This is a genomic window from Limobrevibacterium gyesilva (assembly GCF_025989185.1).
Classification (GTDB): Bacteria; Pseudomonadota; Alphaproteobacteria; order Acetobacterales; family Acetobacteraceae; genus Limobrevibacterium; species Limobrevibacterium gyesilva.
The window spans coordinates 677,689-695,161 of sequence record NZ_JAPDNT010000001.1 but is presented as its reverse complement, the minus strand read 5'-3'; the positions used below and the strand labels follow the sequence as shown (position 1 = coordinate 695,161).

Sequence of the window (17,473 nt, the reverse complement as noted above, 5' to 3'; positions counted from 1 at the left end):
AGTCCATGCACCTCTCGTCGCGGGGTTCGTCGTTGGTCGCATAGATGGCGCGCCCGGCGCCGTTGCACCAGCCCCGCGCCACCCTGGTCCGGCCTGCGACGTTGATCCACCTCAAGGGCGCAGACGCCGGAATGGCTTAATAGGCGCTATAGTGCGGTGCGCGGCACCCGTGCGACGTGCAGTACGAGAAGTGAAGGAAGCCAGCCCATGCTCGATCAGTCGATGGCGTCTGCCGAAGACCTCATGACCCGCGAGGTCGTGGTTGTTCATCCCGACACCAAGCTGGCCACGGCGGTGAAGCTGATGGCGGAACACGCGATCAGCGGCATTCCCGTGGTGGACGCGGCCGGAATGCCCGTCGCCATGCTGACTGAAGGCGACCTGCTGCGCTGGCATGGCGAGTTCACGGAGAAGCAGGCCTGGTGGCTCGAGCATCTCGCCGATGGCTACGATCTCGCCCCCACGTTCCTGGGCGCCCTGCGCTCCCAGAGTCGCAAGGTGAGCGCGATCATGTCGAAGGACGTGACCTACGTGTCCCCCGAGACGCCGGCGCGCGAGCTTGCCAGGCTGTTCTATGAGAAGAAGATCAAGCGCGTTCCCGTCGTGCGGGACGGCAAGATGGTCGGGCTGGTGAGCCGGGCCGACCTGGTGAAGGCCCTGGCGAAGGAGCTGGCGGCGGAACAGGCCGCGGAGAAGGCCTGAGTCCGCCCTCCGGCCGGGAGCGCTTCAGTGCGCCTCGGCCCAGTTGTGGCCGATGCCGGTTTCCACGACCAGCGGCACCGACAGGCTGGCCGCGTTCTGCATGACCTCGCGCGCCACGCCGGCGGTTGCCGCGGCCTCGGCGTCCGGCGCCTCGAACAGCAATTCGTCGTGCACCTGCAGCAGCAGCCGCGCGGTCAGTCCCGCCGACCGCAGCGCCGCGGGCAGGCGCACCATGGCGCGCTTGATGATGTCGGCGGCCCCGCCCTGCAACGGCGCGTTGATGGCCTGCCGCTCGGCATAGCCGCGCCGCGCCGGGTTCTTGTCGGCAATCCCCGGAATCCAGCAGCGCCGCCCGAGCGGGCTCACCACGTAGCCGTTGCTGCGCGCCTCCTCGCGCGCCGCGTTCATGTAGGCGCGGATGCCGGGATAGCGGGCGAAATAGGCGTCGATATAGCTGCGCGCCTCGCCCGGCTCGATCTGCAGCTGGCGGGCGAGGCCGAAGGCGCTGATGCCGTAGATGATGCCGAAATTGATCGCCTTGGCGCGCCGCCGCGTCATCGGGTCCATCCCCTGCATGGGGATGCCGAAGACCTCGCTGGCGGTGCGGGCGTGGATGTCCTCGCCGCGGGCGAAGCTTTCCTTCAGCGCCGGGATGTCGGCGACATGGGCGAGCAGCCGCAGCTCGATCTGCGAGTAGTCGGCGCTGACCAGCACATGGCCGGGCTCGGCGATGAAGGCGCGGCGGATGCGGCTGCCTTCCTCGGTGCGGACCGGGATGTTCTGCAGGTTGGGGTCGGTGGAGGACAGCCGCCCGGTGCTGGCGATGGCCATGGCGAAGCTGGTGTGCACCCGCCCGGTCTCGGGGTTGATCTGGCCCACCAGGGCGTCGGCATAGGTGGATTTCAGCTTGGCGAGCTGGCGCCATTCCAGCACGCGGACCGGAAGATCGTGGCCCTGTTCGGCAAGGGTCTGCAGCACCGAGGCGTCGGTGCCCCAGGCGCCGGTCTTCATGCGCTTGCCGCCCGCCAGGCCCATGCGGTCGAACAGCACCTCGCCGAGCTGCTTGGCCGAGGCCACGTTGAACGGCTCGCCGGCGAGGCGGTGGATGTCCTTCTCGATCGCCGCCATGCGAATCTCGAAATCTTTGGACATCGCGCGCAGGTCGTCGGCATCCACCTTCACGCCGGCGCGTTCCATCTCCATCAGCACCGGCGTCAGGCGGCGGTCGATCTGCTCGTACAGGGCCAGCGCCTTGTTGGTGCGCAGCCGCGGCCGCAGCACCTCCCACAGACGCAGGGTGACGTCGGCGTCCTCGGCGGCATAGGGGGTGGCGCGGTCCAGCGGCACCTGGGCGAAGGGCACCCGCCCCTTGCCGGTGCCGGTGACGCTGTCATAGCTGATGGGAGTGTGGCCCAGATGCAGGATGGACAGCTCGTCCATGCCGTGCCCGTGGGCGCCCGCTTCCTGTGCGTAGGAGATCAGCATGGAATCGTCGATCGGCCCGGCGACCGGCGCGCCCGCGCGCGCGAGGATCAGCTGGTCGAACTTGGCGTTGTGGAACACCTTCAGCACCGCGGGGTCGCGCAGCAGCGGCGCCAGCGCGGCGAGGGCCTGGTCGGGCGGGATCTGCCCGGCCACCCCTTCGTGGCGCAGCGGCACGTAGCAGGCGCGGCCGGGGGCGGTGGCGAGCGAGAAGCCCACGATATCCGCCCGCATGGCATCGAGCCCGTCGGTCTCGGTGTCCAGGCCGACCACACCGGCCGCGGTCGCTTCGGCGATCCAGGCGTCGAGCTGGGCGGGCGTGGTGACGGACTCGTACGTGCCGAACGCGTCGCCCGGCGCGAGGGCGGGCTGGGCCGGCGGGTCGGCGAACAATTGTCCCTGGGGGCCGCGGTTGGCGCTCGCCGGCGCAGCGCCGTTGGCTGTGGGTGAAGCCGCCGGCTGGGCAGCAGCGGCGCCCCCCTCCTCCAGCCCAAGGCGCAGCAAGGTGGAGCGGAAGCCCTGCTCCTTCAGCCATGCGCCGAGCTTCGCCCGATCCGGCTCGCGCGCCACCAGCGCGTCCAGCGGCAATGGCTGCGGTGCGTCGTCGCGCAGGGTGACCAGCTCGCGGGAGATCCGGGCGGCGGCGGCGTGCTCGATCAGGGCGTCGCGGCGCTTGCTCGGCTTCATCTCCGAGGCGGCGCGCAGGATCCCCTCCAGGTCGCCGTGCTCCTGGATCAGCTGCGCCGCGGTCTTGGGCCCGATGCCCGGCACGCCCGGCACGTTGTCCACCGGGTCGCCGATCAGGGCCTGGGCCTCGATCATCTTCCCGGGCGGGACGCCGAACTTCTCCATCACCTCGGCGAGGCCGATCGGCTTCTGCTTGATCGGGTCCAGCATCTCCACGCCGGGCCGAATGAGCTGCATCAGGTCCTTGTCGGAGGAGATGATGGTGGCTCGGCCGCCGGCCTCGGTGGCCGCGCGGGCATAGGAGGCGATGAGGTCGTCGGCCTCCCAGTCGGCAAGCTCGATCGCCGGCACGCCGAAGGCGGCGGTGGCGTCGCGCACCAGGCTGAATTGCGGGATCAGCTCCGGCGGGGGTTCGGGCCGCTGGGCCTTGTATTTGTCGTACAGCCGGTTGCGGAAGGTCGTCCGCCCGGCGTCGAAGATCACGGCGATATGGCTGCCGGCATGGTCCTTCAGCAGCCGCGCCAGCATGTTGGTGAAGCCGAACACGGCGTTCACCGGCGTGCCGTCGGGCCGCGTCATCGGCGGCAGGGCGTGGAAGGCGCGGAAGATGAATCCCGAGCCGTCGATCAGGATCAGGTGGGGCGCGGTGTCCGGCTGGCCCACGCTAGTGACCGTGGTCGTCGCCGGCGCCCTCGTTCAGCACGTAGAGGCGCGAGCAGTAGGGGCACATCACCTGCCGGTCGGCGATGCGCAGGTAGACGCGCGGATGGCCGAGCGCGCTGTTGCCGCCATCGCAGGCGACCGTCCGGTCATCGACGTGGATGATCTCGGTGGGTTCGGGGGCGGTGGTGGAAGCGGCGCCGTCCGGCATGGCCTGTCCTTGATATTGTCGGGGGTGCCCGGATGGGCCTGTGCCATGATACCGATGGCGGTCATGCTTTCAACCTCGTCCCCGCGCGCCCGTGGTCCCGCTCGCCGTGCCCTGCTGCTGGGTGCGGCCGCCGCGCTGTCGGGCTGCGCCTCGGCGGCGACGCCACCTGGGCCTGCCGTGGTGCCGCCCGCGCTGCATGACGACGCGTTCGTGATGCCGGACGGGGCGCGGCTGCCGCTGCGTGCCTGGCTGCCGGACGGCAAGCCGCACGCGGTGGTGCTGGCCCTGCACGGCTTCAACGACAGCCGCGACGCCTGGGAGATCCCGGGCCCGGATTTCGCGGCCGCCGGCATCGCTGTCTATGCGCCCGACCAGCGCGGTTTCGGCGCCGCCCCCGGGCGCGGGCTGTGGCCGGGCGTGGATGGGCTGGTGGGTGACGCGGCGGCGATGACCGCCCTGCTGCGCCAGCGCCATCCGGATGCGCGGCTGGTGCTGATGGGCGAGAGCATGGGCGGCGCCGTGCTGATGTGCCTGGCCACCTGCGCCACGCCGCCCCCGGTGGACGGCTATGTGCTGGTGGCGCCGGCCGTATGGGGGCGGGCGCGGATGAACGTGTTCATGCGCAGCGGGCTGTGGCTGGCGGCCACGCTGGTGCCGGGCATGGAGGTCAGCCGCCCGCCGCCGCCGGTGCGGGTGCTGGCCAGCGACAACCGGGATGCGCTGATTCGCCTGTCACGCGACCCCCTGACCATCCGCAGCACGCGGTTCGACACGCTGCGCGGCCTCGTGGACCTGATGGACGCCGCCCTGGACGCTGCCCCGCGCTTCCGTGCGCCTGGGCTGTTCATGTATGGCGCGAAGGACGAGCTGGTGCCGAAGGCGGCCACGCTGGTGACATGGCAGGCGCTGCACCAGGAAGCGCCGACGACGGCGCCGCGGCTGGGGTTCTATCCGAACGGCTGGCATCTGCTGATGCGCGACCTGGGGCGTGCCGCTCCGATCGGCGACGCGATCGCCTGGATTGGCGACCGGTCGGCGCCGCTGCCGTCGGGCGCGGACATGGCGGCGGGAAGCTGGCTTGCCGCCCAGGCCTGACACCGCACTTTCGTTCATCGATCTTTCGCGCTATGTGTCCGCCTGTTGGACCCGTAGCTCAGCTGGATAGAGCGTCGCCCTCCGAAGGCGAAGGTCGCACGTTCGAATCGTGTCGGGTCCGCCAATCACGCCAGTGAGCCAGACATGCGGCGGCCAGCCGGCTGCAAGAGTTGGCTGGCCATATGGCAGGCAACACGCGGCGGGTCGGCGCCCTGCGGGTCGATGGCGGCCTCCGCCCGATGCTGGAATTCCACGGCAGCCGCATCATCTCCGGTATTGGATTGCACGCATGCCGCGATGCCCGGCCGCAGATTTCGCCGCACGGTCCTCACCTCCCTGCGGCTGTCGCTGCACCCGAAGCGCGAAGACGCCGAAAGCAACCCTCGGAACACCGAACATCCAGGGAAGCCCTGCTTCATGGAATTAGCCATGGGGGGCCGGCCTCTGTTGCTGGCTCGTCATTCCTCTCCTGATCCTGTTTGCGGCCGCCGGCGGCGTGGCGTGGTCCGCGTGCCGAACCAGACGCTGCGCTACGCACCCGGCGGGCTTGCCGACGCCGTGGCTTCCGAGGCGCCGGGCGCCGGCACGGCGAAAAGCTCGGGCGAAGGGTCGCGTGTCTGGGTGTTGCGCGACGGCCAGCCGGTTCCACTCTCCGTCGTGCCCGGCCTCGACGACGAGACGTATACCGACGTCGTCAAAGGCGACCTCCATCCCGGGGACCCGATCATCGTCGCCGAGGAGCGCAGCCCGACCGGCAGCCAGTCGGGACTGGCGCAGCCGCGCCTCTGAGATGCCGCAGCCGGTCATCACGGTCGAGCATGTAACGCGGACCTTCGTCATCGGCGATGTGCAGGTGCAGGCGCTTCGCCGCGTCAATCTTGCAGTCGAGGCTGGCGCGTTCGTCGCCATCATGGGGTCGTCGGGATCGGGCAAGTCGACGCTGGTGTCCATCCTCGGCTGTCTCGACCAGCCGACAGGCGGTCATTACTTCTTCGAAGGCGTCGATGTGGCGGCGCTGCGCGAGCCGGACCTCGCGCGCATCCGCAGCGAACGCCTCGGCTTCGTATTCCAGAGCTTCAACCTGCTTGCACGCACGAGCGCCATCGAGAATGTCGGCCTGCCACTCTACGACGCGGCCTCAAGGCCGGCGCACTGCGCGGCGCGCGTCGAGCGGGCGCGTGCGGCGCTGAGCTTCCTTGGCCTCGGCGATCGCGAGCGCAACACGCCGGGTCAGCTCTCCGGGGGCCAGCAGCAACGCGTCGCCATCGCGCGGGCGCTGATCAATAATCCAAGGCTGCTCCTTGCCGACGAGCCGACCGGCAATCTCGATACAAAAACGTCCCATGCAATCATGGAGACTCTCGTCTCGCTCAACCGCGAACAGGGTGTCACCATCATCGTTGTCACCCACGAAGCCGACATTGCCGCCTATGCGGACCGCATCGTGACCATGCGCGACGGCGAGATCGTTTCCGACGAGCGGGTTGTGAAGCCGGAGCCGCCGCCTGCTGCCGCACCCGCCGTCGGCGTCTTCGTCGGCTACTACCCCGCCCGCAAGGCCGCCGGCCTCGATCCCATCGAGGCGCTACGCTACGAGTGACGCACGCATGCTGCGGTTGGTGGCGGTGACGCGGCAATGACGGGACGGGCTCGGCCTCACCACGTAACCCCGCAGTTGAAAGCGCTCCGGCGGCGGCGCAGTGTACGTGGTGTTCCAGCTTGGCGGCCGGGTTCGGGCCACCGTCGTGGAGACCGCCGTTGGCGCAATATGTCGCCCATCGCCTGATCCAGTTGGTGATCGTGCTGTTCGGCGTCAGTGTCGTGGTGTTCGTGACCATGCACTTGCTGCCGGGTGACGTGGCGCAGCTGCTACTGGGCGATCACGCGACGGCCGAGCAACTGGTGCGGCTGCGCACGCAGCTGGGCCTGGATCAGCCGGTATGGGTGCAATACTTGCGGTTCGTGGAGGACGCGACGGGCGGGGACCTTGGCACCTCGATCCAGAGCGGGCATCCGGCGATGAAGGACGTGCTGACCGCGTTTCCGGTGACGCTGCAGCTGACCTTGTTCTCGCTGGCGCTGGCCTCCCTCGCGGGCGTGCCGCTCGGCGTGCTGACGGCGATGCGACAGGGTTCGCGATTCGACGGGGTGGTAATGACGCTGACGCTGTTCGGCGTGTCCATGCCGATCTTCTGGCTGGGGCTGATGTTGCTGGTGCTGTTCGCGGCGGCGCTGGGCTGGCTGCCGGTCGGCGGGCTGATGCCTGTGGGGCTCGATCCGCCGCGCGTGACCGGCATGAGCGTGTTCGACAGCCTTTGGTCCGGCAATGAGAGGATGGTCGTGGCGAGCCTGCGGCACATGTTGCTGCCCACGGTCACGCTCGCCAGCGTGCCGCTGGCGCTGATCACCCGCATCACCCGCGCCGAGGTCATGGCGGCGGCAACGCTGGACCATGTGCGCACCGCGCGGGCGAAGGGGCTGGATACGGCGCGGGTGGTGCTGCGGCACATCCTGCGCAATGCGGCGATCCCGATCGTGACCGTGATCGGGCTGCAGCTCGGCCTTCTGCTTTCGGGCGCCGTGCTGACCGAGACGATCTATTCGCTGCCGGGGCTGGGACGGCTGATGGTTGATTCGATCCTGTCGCGCGACTACCCGGTGGTGCAGGCGGGGGCGATGTTCATAGCGACATTGTTCGTGCTGGTGAATCTGCTGGTGGATCTGAGTTACGCCGCACTCGATCCGCGGATCAGCCGGGCATGAGCGCGAGCACCATCGCACCGCCGGTGCCGCAAGGTGCGGTACGGCGTGCGTTGCGCGGCGCCGGTGCGCGCGTGGGATTGTGCATCGCCGCAGTGTTCCTGCTGCTGACGGTGGCCGCGCCCGCGGTGGCGCCGTACGACCCGTACGACCAGGATCTGTCGAGCGCGCTGTCGCCGCCTTCGGCCGCGCATCCGTTCGGGGCGGACCAGTATGGACGGGACATGCTGAGCCGGGTGATCTACGGCACGCGCACCGCGCTGCTGGCGATCGTGATGGCAGACGGGCTCGCGCTGGTTGTGGGTGGCGGACTTGGGTTGATCGCGGGGTTCACCGGCGGGCACATAGACGCCGTGATCATGCGGGCGGTGGATGTGCTCCTGTCGTTTCCGTATCTGCTGCTGGCGCTGATCATCGTGGCGGCGCTGGGACCGAGCCTGACGAATTCGGTGATCGCCATCGGCATTATCTATACGCCGCAGTATGCGCGGCTCATGCGCGGGCAGGTGCTGAAGGTGGAGACGCTGGACTACGTGACGGCCGCGCGGGCGATTGGCGCGAGCAGGCTGCGGGTGATGCTGCTGCACGTGCTGCCGAACAGCTTCACGCCCGTGCTGGTGCTGGCGACCCTTCAGTCCGGTGCGGTCGTGGTCGAGACGGCGGGGCTGTCGTTCCTTGGGCTCGGCGCGCAGCCGCCCTCGCCGGACTGGGGCGCACTGTTGGCCGATGGGCATGGGTATTTCCTGACGGCATGGTGGATCGCAACCTTCCCGGGACTTGCGATCTTCGCGGTGGTGGTGGGGTTCAATCTGCTGGGCGACGCGTTGCGCGACCAGTTCGATCCGAAGATGCGGTCGCTATAGGGCAAAGCTGAAGGGCCAGGACAAAGGCCCTGGCCCTTCATTTCGCACAAAGGACGTGGCGCTACTGCTGCAGCGACACCTGCTCCATGTCGAAGAACATCTGCGTCGGGTTCAGCTGGAAGCCTTTCACCTCGTTGCGGATGGCGCGAACCTGCAGCGTGGAGTTCACGAATACCCACGGCGCGTCGTCCATGATCTTCTGCTGGATGATCTTGTATATGGCCAGGCGCCTGGCGGGATCGCTGACGGCGGCGGCCTCGTCCATCATCTTGTCGACCTCGGGGTTCTTGTAGTGGACGGTATCGCTGATCGGCATGCCCTTGGAGTTGAACAGCGCGCCGACGAAGTTGTCGGGGTCGCCGTTGTCGCCGCTCCAGCCGGTCAGGAACATGCCCGGGTATTTGCCGGATCGGACGGTGGCAAGGAAGGCGCCCATGTCGAGCTTGCGGACGTCGGCCTCGATGCCGACTTTCCTCAGGTAGGCCTGCAATGCGACCGCGAGGTCGGGGCCCGCGGGGTTGTAGCCGCGCGGCGTGCTGTATGCGAGCAGCTCGACTTTCAGGCCGGGCTTCACGCCTGCCTCGTTGAGCAGCTTCTGCGCCATTGCGACATCATAAGGATAGCCTTTGGTGTCCTTGTCGTATCCCCACTGCGATTCCGGCAAGGGCGAGATCAGGGTGGCGGCCATGCCCTGGTACAGCGCCTTGTTGATGGCATCCTTGTCGACGGCGTAGTTCAGCGCCTGGCGAACCCGCTTGTCGTTGAACGGCGGGACTTCGTTGGGCAGGCCGAGACCGCTGACCGTCAGGCCGGGCTGGGTCAGCAGGGTGAGGTTGGTGTCGCTGCGGATCGAGGAGATCACCGACGTGGCCACGTCGCCCATGATCTGCACTTCGCCGCGCCTCAGTGCGAGCAGCGCCGCCTGCGCGTCCGGGTACTCCTTGAAGACGAGGTGATCGACTTTCGGCTTGCCCTTCCAGTAGTCGGGATTGGCGTCGAGCGCGACCTGGTCGCGTTGGCGCCATTCGCGGAAGATGAAGGGGCCGGTGCCGACCGGGTGGTTTCGGTATTCCTTGCCGTATTTCGCGGCGGCCGGATAGCTGACCACGCCGTTCCACACCATCGCCAGGCTGGCGAGCAATGCGGCGGAAGGCTGCTTCATCTTGAACTCGACCGTGTCGTCGTCGACGGCACGGTAGGAGGCGAGGGACTCGAAGGTGAAGTCGATGTAGCTCTCGACCGGGCCGGTATTGTAGATGTAGTTGGGATCGTTCTTGTTCAGCTGGCGATCGAGAGTCTGGATGTAGGTCGCCGCGTTGAAGGGCGTCCCGTCATGGAATTTCACGCCCTTGCGCAAATGGAACGTGTAGGTCAGCCCGTCCGGCGCGATGTCCCAGCTTTGCGCGAGGCCCGGTGCGACCTCGACGGTGCCAGGCTTGTAGCTCGTCAGGGTATCGTAGATGGTGGCCATGACGAAGCCGGAGGTATTGTTCTCCACCGCTTCAGGGTCGAGGCCCGTCGGGTCGGCCGCCATGCTGATCACCAGCGTGGTATCGGCCCGGGCGCCGCCGATGGCGGGGGCGAGCGCCAGACAGGCGGCGCAGGCCAGGATAAACCTGTGTCTCATAGCGGACCCTCCTTGTTCTGGTTTGTCGGCACGCTACGCGGTTCGAGCGGCGCCCGGCGACGATCCCACTCCGGACATCGCGGAGTCAGGCTCCGCGAACATCCATGCTGGCAGCCGTTGATGCGCCGATGTGCGAAGGGAGCATATCAGGCGACATTCCCGCCTTTCAACGTCCGCTGGGCAGCCCGGACCGGTCGGCTACAATCCGGCATGCGGCCGCGGTCGCGGCCTGTCGGCAAACCGGGAGAGCCGGAACGGGCTTGGGTCGACGACCGGCGCGTCGCCGGTCACCAGATCGGCCATCAACCGCCCGGCGCCGGGGCCAATGCCGAAACCATGGCCCGAGAACCCGGTGGCGACGAAGAAGCCGGGCAGTGAGTCCACCGGCGAGATGACCGGAACCGCATCCGGCGTGACGTCGATCAGCCCCGCCCATTGCTGGGCGACCGCCACGTTGGCAAAGGCGGGGAAGGCGTTGGAGAGGGCTGACCGCGCTTGCGCCAGGTCGCCCTCGACCGGCGCCGGATCCAGCATGCGCACCGCCTCGAACGGCGTTGACTGGTCGAGCGGCCAGCGCCGCGGTGTGCGCCATTCCTCGATGAAGCGCTCGCCGAGGCGCAGGTGCAGCGTCTCCCATTCCAGCCGCAACGCCGGCAGGAAGTCGAAGAACAGGCGGAAGCTGTCGGGGACGATCTCGGCATAGGTGCTGAACCCGTTGGCAATCGTGTAGCCGCCGTCCAGCCGCTTACGGAACGCGAAGCGGTGCCCCACGGCGGCAACGTCCGGCGCCCCCTGCAGCGGAGCCGTCCGCATCACCGACGACCGGACCTTCAACTGCGGCAACGCCACGCCGAGATTGCCGCAGAACAGGCGCGACCAGGCGCCGCCGGCCAACACCACGGAGTCGCAGGCGATCCGCCCCCTCTCGGTCACGGCAGCGGCCACGCGCCCGCCGGCGGTCTCGATGCCGCGAACGGCGCATTCGGCGAACACCAGGGCGCCGGCCCGGCGCGCGGCCTCGGCGATGGCCGGCGTGGCCTTCTGCGGTTCGGCGCGTCCGTCGCTCGGCGTATACAGCCCGGCCTTGTAGCGCCGCGTGGCGCCTGGCACCAACGCGTCGACCTCGTCGGGTCCGATCATGCGGGTGTCCAGCTGGTGCAGCCGGGCATATTCCAGCCAGGCTTCTCGCTCGGCCACGTCCTTGTCGGTCTCGCACAGATACAGGATGCCGGTGGTGCGGAACCCCGTCTCCGCCCCGGTGGTGGCGTTCATGCCTTGCCACAGACGCAGGCTTTCGATGATCAGCGGGAGCTCCCGGGGATCACGGCCCTGCTTGCGCACCCAGCCCCAGTTGCGGCTGGACTGCTCGCCGGCGATCTGCCCTTTCTCGCACAGCACCACCGGAACGCCTTTGGCGGCCAGGAAATAGGCGGTGCTGGTGCCGATGATGCCGCCGCCGACGACCACGACGCCGGTGCGGGAGGGAAGCTGCGCGTCGGACTGCACCGGATCGACCTGCGGGCCCATGCTTGCCTCGTGTCAGAACCTGGCGTCAGGAAAGCCCGATAACGCCGCGCGGCGCAATCAATTCCGTGAACCACCCAGGTGTCCGGCAGATAGTTCTTGGCTCCGCCGCAGCGTCTACGTCATTGTGACCGCCTGCCCGACGTGCCTGGACCGCGAAAATGCAGGGGGTTCACGATGGGACGCGATCGGCTATGCCTGCCGGGTTTCGGCCGCAATTCCACCGATCCATTTGGCGCCAGTCCGTATCTTTCCCGACGCGCCGTCATGTCGCTCAGCCTCGGCGCTGGCGCCGCCGGACTGCTGGGCCGGCGGGCCTGGGCGCAGGCTGCCGGCGGCGCGCCGCCGTCGAAGCCGACGGGACAGGTCGTGATCGGCCTGTCCCAGGAGCCGACCGTCTTCCATCCGCTGATGATCGCCATCGAGGTCGACCAGGGTGTGTGGTGGAGTCTCTACAACCCGCTTTGGGGCGTCGATCCCGACGGCAACTTCACCCCGCAGCTCGCGTCCGAGGTGCCGAGCCTCGAGAACGGCGGCATCTCCGCCGACGGGCTGATGTGGCGCATCAAGCTTCGCGGCGACGTGAAGTGGCACGACGGCGCGCCTTTCACCGCCGATGACGTGAAGTTCAGCCTGGAACTCAACAACAATCCGAATTTCCGCGCCGGCCGGCGGACCGGCCATGAGCTGATCCGCGACGTGAAGGTGGTCAGCCCCACCGAGATCACCTGGCGCATGGAACGCCCATACGCGCCATACATGTCGATCCTGGCCTGGACGTTCATGGTTCCGCAGCACCTGCTGGCCAATGCGTCCGACCCGAACACCACGCCGTTCAACAACGCACCGGTCGGGACCGGCCCGTTCCGCTGGGGCGAGCGCCAGTCCGGCGATCACATCACGCTGCTGGCCAATCCGAACTACTTCGGCAAGGGGCCGTACCTGGAGCGTGCGACCTATAAATACATCCCCGACCTGACGGTGCTGTTCACCCAGTTCCGCACCGGCGACATCGACTATATCGGCATCCAGGGCATCACGCCGGACCACTACAACGAGGCGAAGGGGCTGGCGGACCGCGTTGTCTCGCCGATCGCGCAAGCCTTCGTCGAGAGCATCACGATGAATCTCGGCCGCCCGGTGTTCCAGGACCGGGCGGTCCGCGAGGCGTTGTACTACGCCATGGACAAGAAGAGCATCATCGACGAGATCTATTACGGCCTGCCGAAGCCGACGGACAGTTACCTGCCCAAGCAGTCCTGGGCCTATAACCCCAATCTTCCCGTGCAGGACTACAACCCCGACAAGTCGAAGCAGATCCTCGACGCCGCGGGCTGGAAGCCCGGCGCCGGCGGCGTGCGCGAAAAGAACGGCCTGCGCCTTGAGTTCACGAACTCGACCACGGCCGGCAACCACGTGCGCGAGCAGGCGCAACAGCTTCTGCAGCAGAACTGGCGGGACATCGGCGCAGCGATGACCATCAAGAACATGCCGGCCGCCGTGATCTGGGGCGACTATTTCTCCATGTCGAAATACGACTCCGTGATGGTCGGCGAGGATTTCCTGGTCGGGCCGGATCCCGACGTTGCCTATTACTTCGACAGCAATAACGTGCCGGCCAAGGGTGGTGCGGGCAACAACACCATGCAGTACGCCAACCCGGAAGTGGACAAGTTGCTGCAGGAAGGCGCGTCGACCCCCGACCAGGCAAAGCGCAAGGCGATCTATCAGCAGGTGCAGACGATCATCCGCAATGACCTGCCGATCCTGCCGATCTTCCAGTACACGACGGTAGAGGGGACGAAGGCAAAGCTGAAGGGCTACCGCCCCAACATCAACACCCAGACCAATTGCTGGAATGTCAACGAGTGGTACTGGGCGACGTGACGCCGGGCGCGGCCGGGATCTGATCACGCCGCCAGGGATGGAGCATTGACGCGCTACCTCGTGCACCGGCTCGGCCAGAACCTGATCCTTCTCTGGCTTGTGTCCGTCATCGCCTTCACCGTGCTGCATCTGGCGCCAGGCGGGCCGCTGGCCCAGTTCGCGCTCGTGCCCGGGCTGACGCAGGCCGATCTCGCGCGCATTGCCCACCAGATGGGGTTGGACCGGTCGCTGCCGGTGCAATACTGGGAGTGGTTCCGCCGCATGCTCGTGGGCGACTGGGGCCGGTCCTACCGCGACACCCAGCCGGTCCTGCTGGTGATCGGCTCGCACCTGTTCGCCACGCTGGAGCTGATGGTGAGTTCCACCATCATCGCGGTCCTGCTGGGAACATGGGTCGGCGTGCTGGGCGCAATTCGCCGCTATTCCCTGTTCGACTACCTCGCCACCGTGGGCGCGATGATTGCCCTGTCGATCCCGACCTTCTGGTTCGGCCTTGTCGTGATCTACATCTTCTCGGTGAAGCTGGCCTGGCTTCCGGCGGGCAACCTGTACACCGTCGGCGACGGCTCGTTCCTGGACTTTGCCCACCACCTGATCGCGCCCTCCCTGGTGCTGGCTTTGGTCACGGTCGCGATCTGGAGTCGGTACATGCGGTCCTCCATGCTCGAAGTGATCAACCAGGACTACATCCGCACCGCCCGCGCCAAGGGCTTGCGGGAGCGCAGCGTCCTGATCGACCATGCCTTCCGCAACGCCCTGCTGCCGATGATCACCATTGCCGGCCTGCAGCTCCCCACGCTGCTCAGCGGCGCCCTGGTGACGGAAACGGTGTTCACGTGGCCCGGCATGGGGCGCCTGTTCCTCGACTCCATCGGCTACCGCGACTATCCGATGGTGATGGGCGTTCTGATGTTTTCGGCCGTGCTCGTCTTGCTGGGCAACCTGATGGCGGACCTGCTCTACGCCGCCTCCGATCCGCGTATCAGATTGGACTGACGCCATGAGCGATGTCGCTGACAGCCCGAGGGAGATTGCCAGGGCGGCGGATGAGGCGCCGTCGAGACGTGCGCGCAGCCGGGCGCTGCGCCGCTTCATGCGGCACCGCCTTGCCATTCTCGGGCTCGTCGTGATCGTGCTGCTGGTGTTCTTCACGGCGGTCGGGCCGCACCTGATCGCGTTCGACGACCTGCATATCGATGTCCGCAACCGCTTCCAGCCGCCATTCGCGGGGCCGCACATCCTCGGCTCGGACCCGCTGGGCCGCGACCAGCTTGCCCGCCTGCTGATGGCCGGGCGCGTTTCGCTGACTGTCGGCTTCGCGGCGATGGCGCTCAGCACGCTGGTCGGCACGCTGGTCGGCGCGGTCGCCGGATATTATGGCGGTCTGGTCGGCGTGGCGCTGATGCGCTTCGTCGACGCCGTGCTGTGCTTCCCGACGATCTTCCTGCTGCTCGCGCTCGCGGCGTTCGTCACCCCGAGCGTGGTGTCGATCACCCTGATCGTTGCCGCCACCGCCTGGATGGAGGTGGCGCGCGTCGTGGAAGGTCAGATCCGGGCATTGCGGGACCGTGATTTCGCCATCGCCGCGGAAGTGCTCGGCGCGTCCGATCTCCACATCATGCTGCGCGAGCTGATCCCCAACGCGATGGCGCCGATCGTTGTCGCGGCCACGCTCAACGTCGCGCGGGCAATCCTGCTGGAATCCTATGTCAGCTTCCTCGGCTACGGCATCCAGCCACCCACGCCGAGCTGGGGCAACATGCTGGAGAATGCGCAGGAATACCTGGGCACCGCGCCATGGCTCGCGATCATCCCGGGCATCGCCATCACCCTGGCGGTGACCAGCTTCAACTTCGTGGGTGACGGTCTGCGCGATGCGCTCGACACGCGCCTGGATATCGCATGACGCCGCTGCTGCAGGTCGAGGACCTCCGCGTTCGCTTCCGGACGGACACCGGCATCATTCCTGCCGTCAACGGCGTCTCGTTCGTCGTGCGCCCGCGCGAGACCTTGGCGCTGGTGGGCGAGTCCGGTTCCGGCAAAAGCGTCACCGGCCTGTCGATCATGCGCCTGACGCCCCGCGGCGGCGGCTGCCGGGTCGAGGGTCGCATCCGGTTCGGCGCGGCGGATCTGCTCGCCCTGCCGGAAGAAGACATGCGTGCCATACGCGGCAATCGCATCTCCATGATCTTCCAGGAGCCGATGACCTCCCTCAATCCAGTCAAGACCGTGGGCGAACAGATCGCCGAGGCCATCCGCTGCCACCGCCAGATTGGCCGGCAGGCTGCACTGGACCGGGCAGCGGAGCTGCTCCACACCGTCGGCATCCCCGATGCGCGCCAGCGGCTCGCCAGCTATCCGCACCATATGTCCGGCGGCATGCGCCAGCGCGTCATGATCGCCATGGCGCTGTCCTGCGAACCCGACCTGCTGATCGCGGACGAGCCCACGACGGCGCTGGATGTCACGGTGCAGGCCCAGATCGTCGAGCTGCTGAAGCGCCTGCAGCAGCAGACCGGCATGTCCGTGATCTTCATCACCCATAATCTCGGCGTGGTCGCCGATATCGCCGACCGCGTGATGGTGATGTATGCGGGGCGCATCGTGGAGCAGGCCGGCACCGTCCCGCTGCTGACCAGCCCGCTCATGCCGTACACCCAGGGCCTGCTGCGCTCCGTGCCCCGCCTGCCTGCCGGGCAGCACCAAAGGCGCCGGCTCGACGCCATACCCGGCAACGTCCCCGATCCTGCGGAGCTGCCCGCCGGCTGCTCGTTCCGGCCGCGCTGCCCGCATGCCGTCGCCGGCGTTTGCGACACGACGTTGCCGGAGCTCGAAGACACGGCACCGGGCCACTTGGTTCGCTGCCGGCGCTGGCGCGACATCGCGCCCGCAGGGGCTTGAGCGATGCCTCCTGTCGAAGAGATCCTGACGGTCCACGACCTGCGCTGCTGGTACCCGGTCCGGGCCGGTCTGTTCGGCGGCATCCATCAATACGTGAAGGCCGTCGACGGCGTGTCCTTCGCCGTCCGCAAGGGCGAGGTGCTGGGCCTGGTGGGCGAATCCGGGTCCGGCAAGACCACGATCGGGCGAACCGTCTTGCGGCTGAACGCCCCTACCGGCGGGTCCATCGTCTTCCGTGGCCAGGACATCACCCATCTCACGCGCCGGCGGATGCGCCCGATCCGCCAGGCGATGCAGCTCATCTTCCAGGACCCGTTCGCATCGCTCAATCCGCGCATGACCGTGGAGCGCATCCTGCTGACTCCGCTCGCCATCCACGACCGGACCATGCCGCCGGCCGAACGGCACCGGCAGGTGGAAGCGGCGCTGCAGATGGTCGGGCTGTCATCCGCCCATGCCAGCCGCTACCCGCATGAGTTCTCCGGCGGCCAGCGCCAGCGTATCGGCATCGCCCGCGCGCTGATCCTGCGGCCCGCCTTCCTTGTGGCCGACGAGCCCGTCTCGGCGCTCGACGTCTCGATCCAGGCGCAGATCGTCAATCTGTTGCTGGACCTCAAGGAGCAGCTTGGCCTCACCATCCTGTTCATTGCCCACGATCTCGCGGTGGTCGGCCACATCTCCGACCGGATTGCGGTGATGTATCTGGGGCGGCTGATGGAATTTGCCGACACGGATGCGCTGTTCGCCAACCCGCAGCACCCGTACACGGAGGCGCTGTTCTCGGCTGCCCCGGATCCGGACCCGACCGTCCGCCGGCAACGCATCATCCTGCAAGGCGACATCCCCAGTCCGGTCGCCCCACCTTCGGGCTGCGTGTTTCGTACCCGGTGCCGCTATGCGCTGCCGGCCTGCGCGGAACAGCAACCGGCCTTCCGCGAAATTCGGCCTGGCCACTTCAAGGCGTGCATTCGCGATGATCTCGCGCTGCAGGGGGCTGGCGGACAGGCGCGCGAGCGCGTGCCATCAAGTTGAATCGCAGGTGAGCGGAAGACAAATAGCGGGTTCCACCACCGC

At 67.8% G+C, this 17,473-nt stretch carries 15 protein-coding genes and 1 tRNA gene; 12 read left to right on the top strand and 4 right to left on the bottom strand.

Features of this window, described 5'->3' with window-relative positions; translation table 11 throughout:
- The first annotated feature begins 207 nt into the window (after window positions 1–207).
- On the top strand, window positions 208–702 hold the full coding sequence (locus OL599_RS03360; RefSeq protein ID WP_264712185.1) for a CBS domain-containing protein: 495 nt from the start codon (window positions 208–210) through the stop codon (window positions 700–702).
- Between the two features lie 24 nt (window positions 703–726).
- Here OL599_RS03360 and polA read toward each other — a convergent pair whose 3' ends face one another.
- A complete protein-coding gene (gene polA / locus OL599_RS03355) occupies window positions 727–3,534 on the bottom strand; it encodes a DNA polymerase I (RefSeq protein WP_264712184.1) in 2,808 nt (935 codons plus the stop codon).
- 1 nt (window position 3,535) lies between these two features.
- Window positions 3,536–3,742: a zinc-finger domain-containing protein gene (locus tag OL599_RS03350; RefSeq protein ID WP_264712183.1), complete on the bottom strand. Its 207-nt coding sequence runs from the start codon at window positions 3,740–3,742 to the stop codon at window positions 3,536–3,538.
- A gap of 63 nt (window positions 3,743–3,805) precedes the next feature.
- On the opposite strand from OL599_RS03350, the gene OL599_RS03345 reads away from it, so the two are divergent.
- From OL599_RS03345 to OL599_RS03320, 6 genes are all read left to right on the top strand, one after another.
- Window positions 3,806–4,837: a lysophospholipase gene (locus OL599_RS03345; RefSeq protein WP_264712182.1), complete on the top strand. Its 1,032-nt coding sequence runs from the start codon at window positions 3,806–3,808 to the stop codon at window positions 4,835–4,837.
- Window positions 4,838–4,884: 47 nt separating this feature from the next.
- A tRNA-Arg gene (locus tag OL599_RS03340) sits at window positions 4,885–4,961 on the top strand.
- A gap of 386 nt (window positions 4,962–5,347) precedes the next feature.
- Complete coding sequence (locus OL599_RS03335) at window positions 5,348–5,626, top strand: hypothetical protein (RefSeq protein WP_264712181.1); 279 nt, start codon at window positions 5,348–5,350, stop codon at window positions 5,624–5,626.
- A 1-nt stretch (window position 5,627) separates the two neighbouring features.
- The gene (locus tag OL599_RS03330; protein WP_264712180.1) at window positions 5,628–6,437 is read left to right on the top strand and encodes an ABC transporter ATP-binding protein/permease; all 810 of its coding nucleotides are present in this window, start codon (window positions 5,628–5,630) and stop codon (window positions 6,435–6,437) included.
- Window positions 6,438–6,595: 158 nt separating this feature from the next.
- Window positions 6,596–7,600 (top strand): ABC transporter permease, encoded by a 1,005-nt coding sequence (locus OL599_RS03325; RefSeq protein WP_264712179.1) that lies wholly within the window; start codon window positions 6,596–6,598, stop codon window positions 7,598–7,600.
- A complete protein-coding gene (locus tag OL599_RS03320) occupies window positions 7,597–8,460 on the top strand; it encodes an ABC transporter permease (protein ID WP_264712178.1) in 864 nt (287 codons plus the stop codon). The genes OL599_RS03325 and OL599_RS03320 overlap by 4 nt, the downstream gene beginning before the upstream one ends.
- A 61-nt stretch (window positions 8,461–8,521) precedes the next feature.
- Here OL599_RS03320 and OL599_RS03315 read toward each other — a convergent pair whose 3' ends face one another.
- Both OL599_RS03315 and OL599_RS03310 read right to left on the bottom strand, forming a co-directional pair.
- Window positions 8,522–10,087 carry an ABC transporter substrate-binding protein gene (locus OL599_RS03315; RefSeq protein WP_264712177.1) on the bottom strand — a complete coding sequence of 522 codons (1,566 nt, stop codon included), beginning with the start codon at window positions 10,085–10,087 and terminating at the stop codon, window positions 8,522–8,524.
- A gap of 198 nt (window positions 10,088–10,285) precedes the next feature.
- On the bottom strand, window positions 10,286–11,614 hold the full coding sequence (locus OL599_RS03310; protein WP_264712176.1) for an NAD(P)/FAD-dependent oxidoreductase: 1,329 nt from the start codon (window positions 11,612–11,614) through the stop codon (window positions 10,286–10,288).
- 264 nt (window positions 11,615–11,878) lie between these two features.
- On the opposite strand from OL599_RS03310, the gene OL599_RS03305 reads away from it, so the two are divergent.
- From OL599_RS03305 to OL599_RS03285, 5 genes are read left to right on the top strand one after another with little or no spacing between them, the layout of a single operon-like run.
- Window positions 11,879–13,498 carry a peptide ABC transporter substrate-binding protein gene (locus tag OL599_RS03305; RefSeq protein ID WP_264712175.1) on the top strand — a complete coding sequence of 540 codons (1,620 nt, stop codon included), beginning with the start codon at window positions 11,879–11,881 and terminating at the stop codon, window positions 13,496–13,498.
- A gap of 45 nt (window positions 13,499–13,543) precedes the next feature.
- On the top strand, window positions 13,544–14,494 hold the full coding sequence (locus OL599_RS03300) for an ABC transporter permease (RefSeq protein WP_264712174.1): 951 nt from the start codon (window positions 13,544–13,546) through the stop codon (window positions 14,492–14,494).
- A 4-nt stretch (window positions 14,495–14,498) separates the two neighbouring features.
- A complete protein-coding gene (locus OL599_RS03295; protein ID WP_264712173.1) occupies window positions 14,499–15,404 on the top strand; it encodes an ABC transporter permease in 906 nt (301 codons plus the stop codon).
- Entirely contained in the window at window positions 15,401–16,399 is a 999-nt protein-coding gene (locus OL599_RS03290; protein WP_264712172.1) for an ABC transporter ATP-binding protein, read from the top strand. The genes OL599_RS03295 and OL599_RS03290 overlap by 4 nt, the downstream gene beginning before the upstream one ends.
- 3 nt (window positions 16,400–16,402) lie before the next feature.
- A complete protein-coding gene (locus OL599_RS03285; protein WP_264712171.1) occupies window positions 16,403–17,431 on the top strand; it encodes an ABC transporter ATP-binding protein in 1,029 nt (342 codons plus the stop codon).
- The last annotated feature ends 42 nt before the right edge of the window (window positions 17,432–17,473 follow it).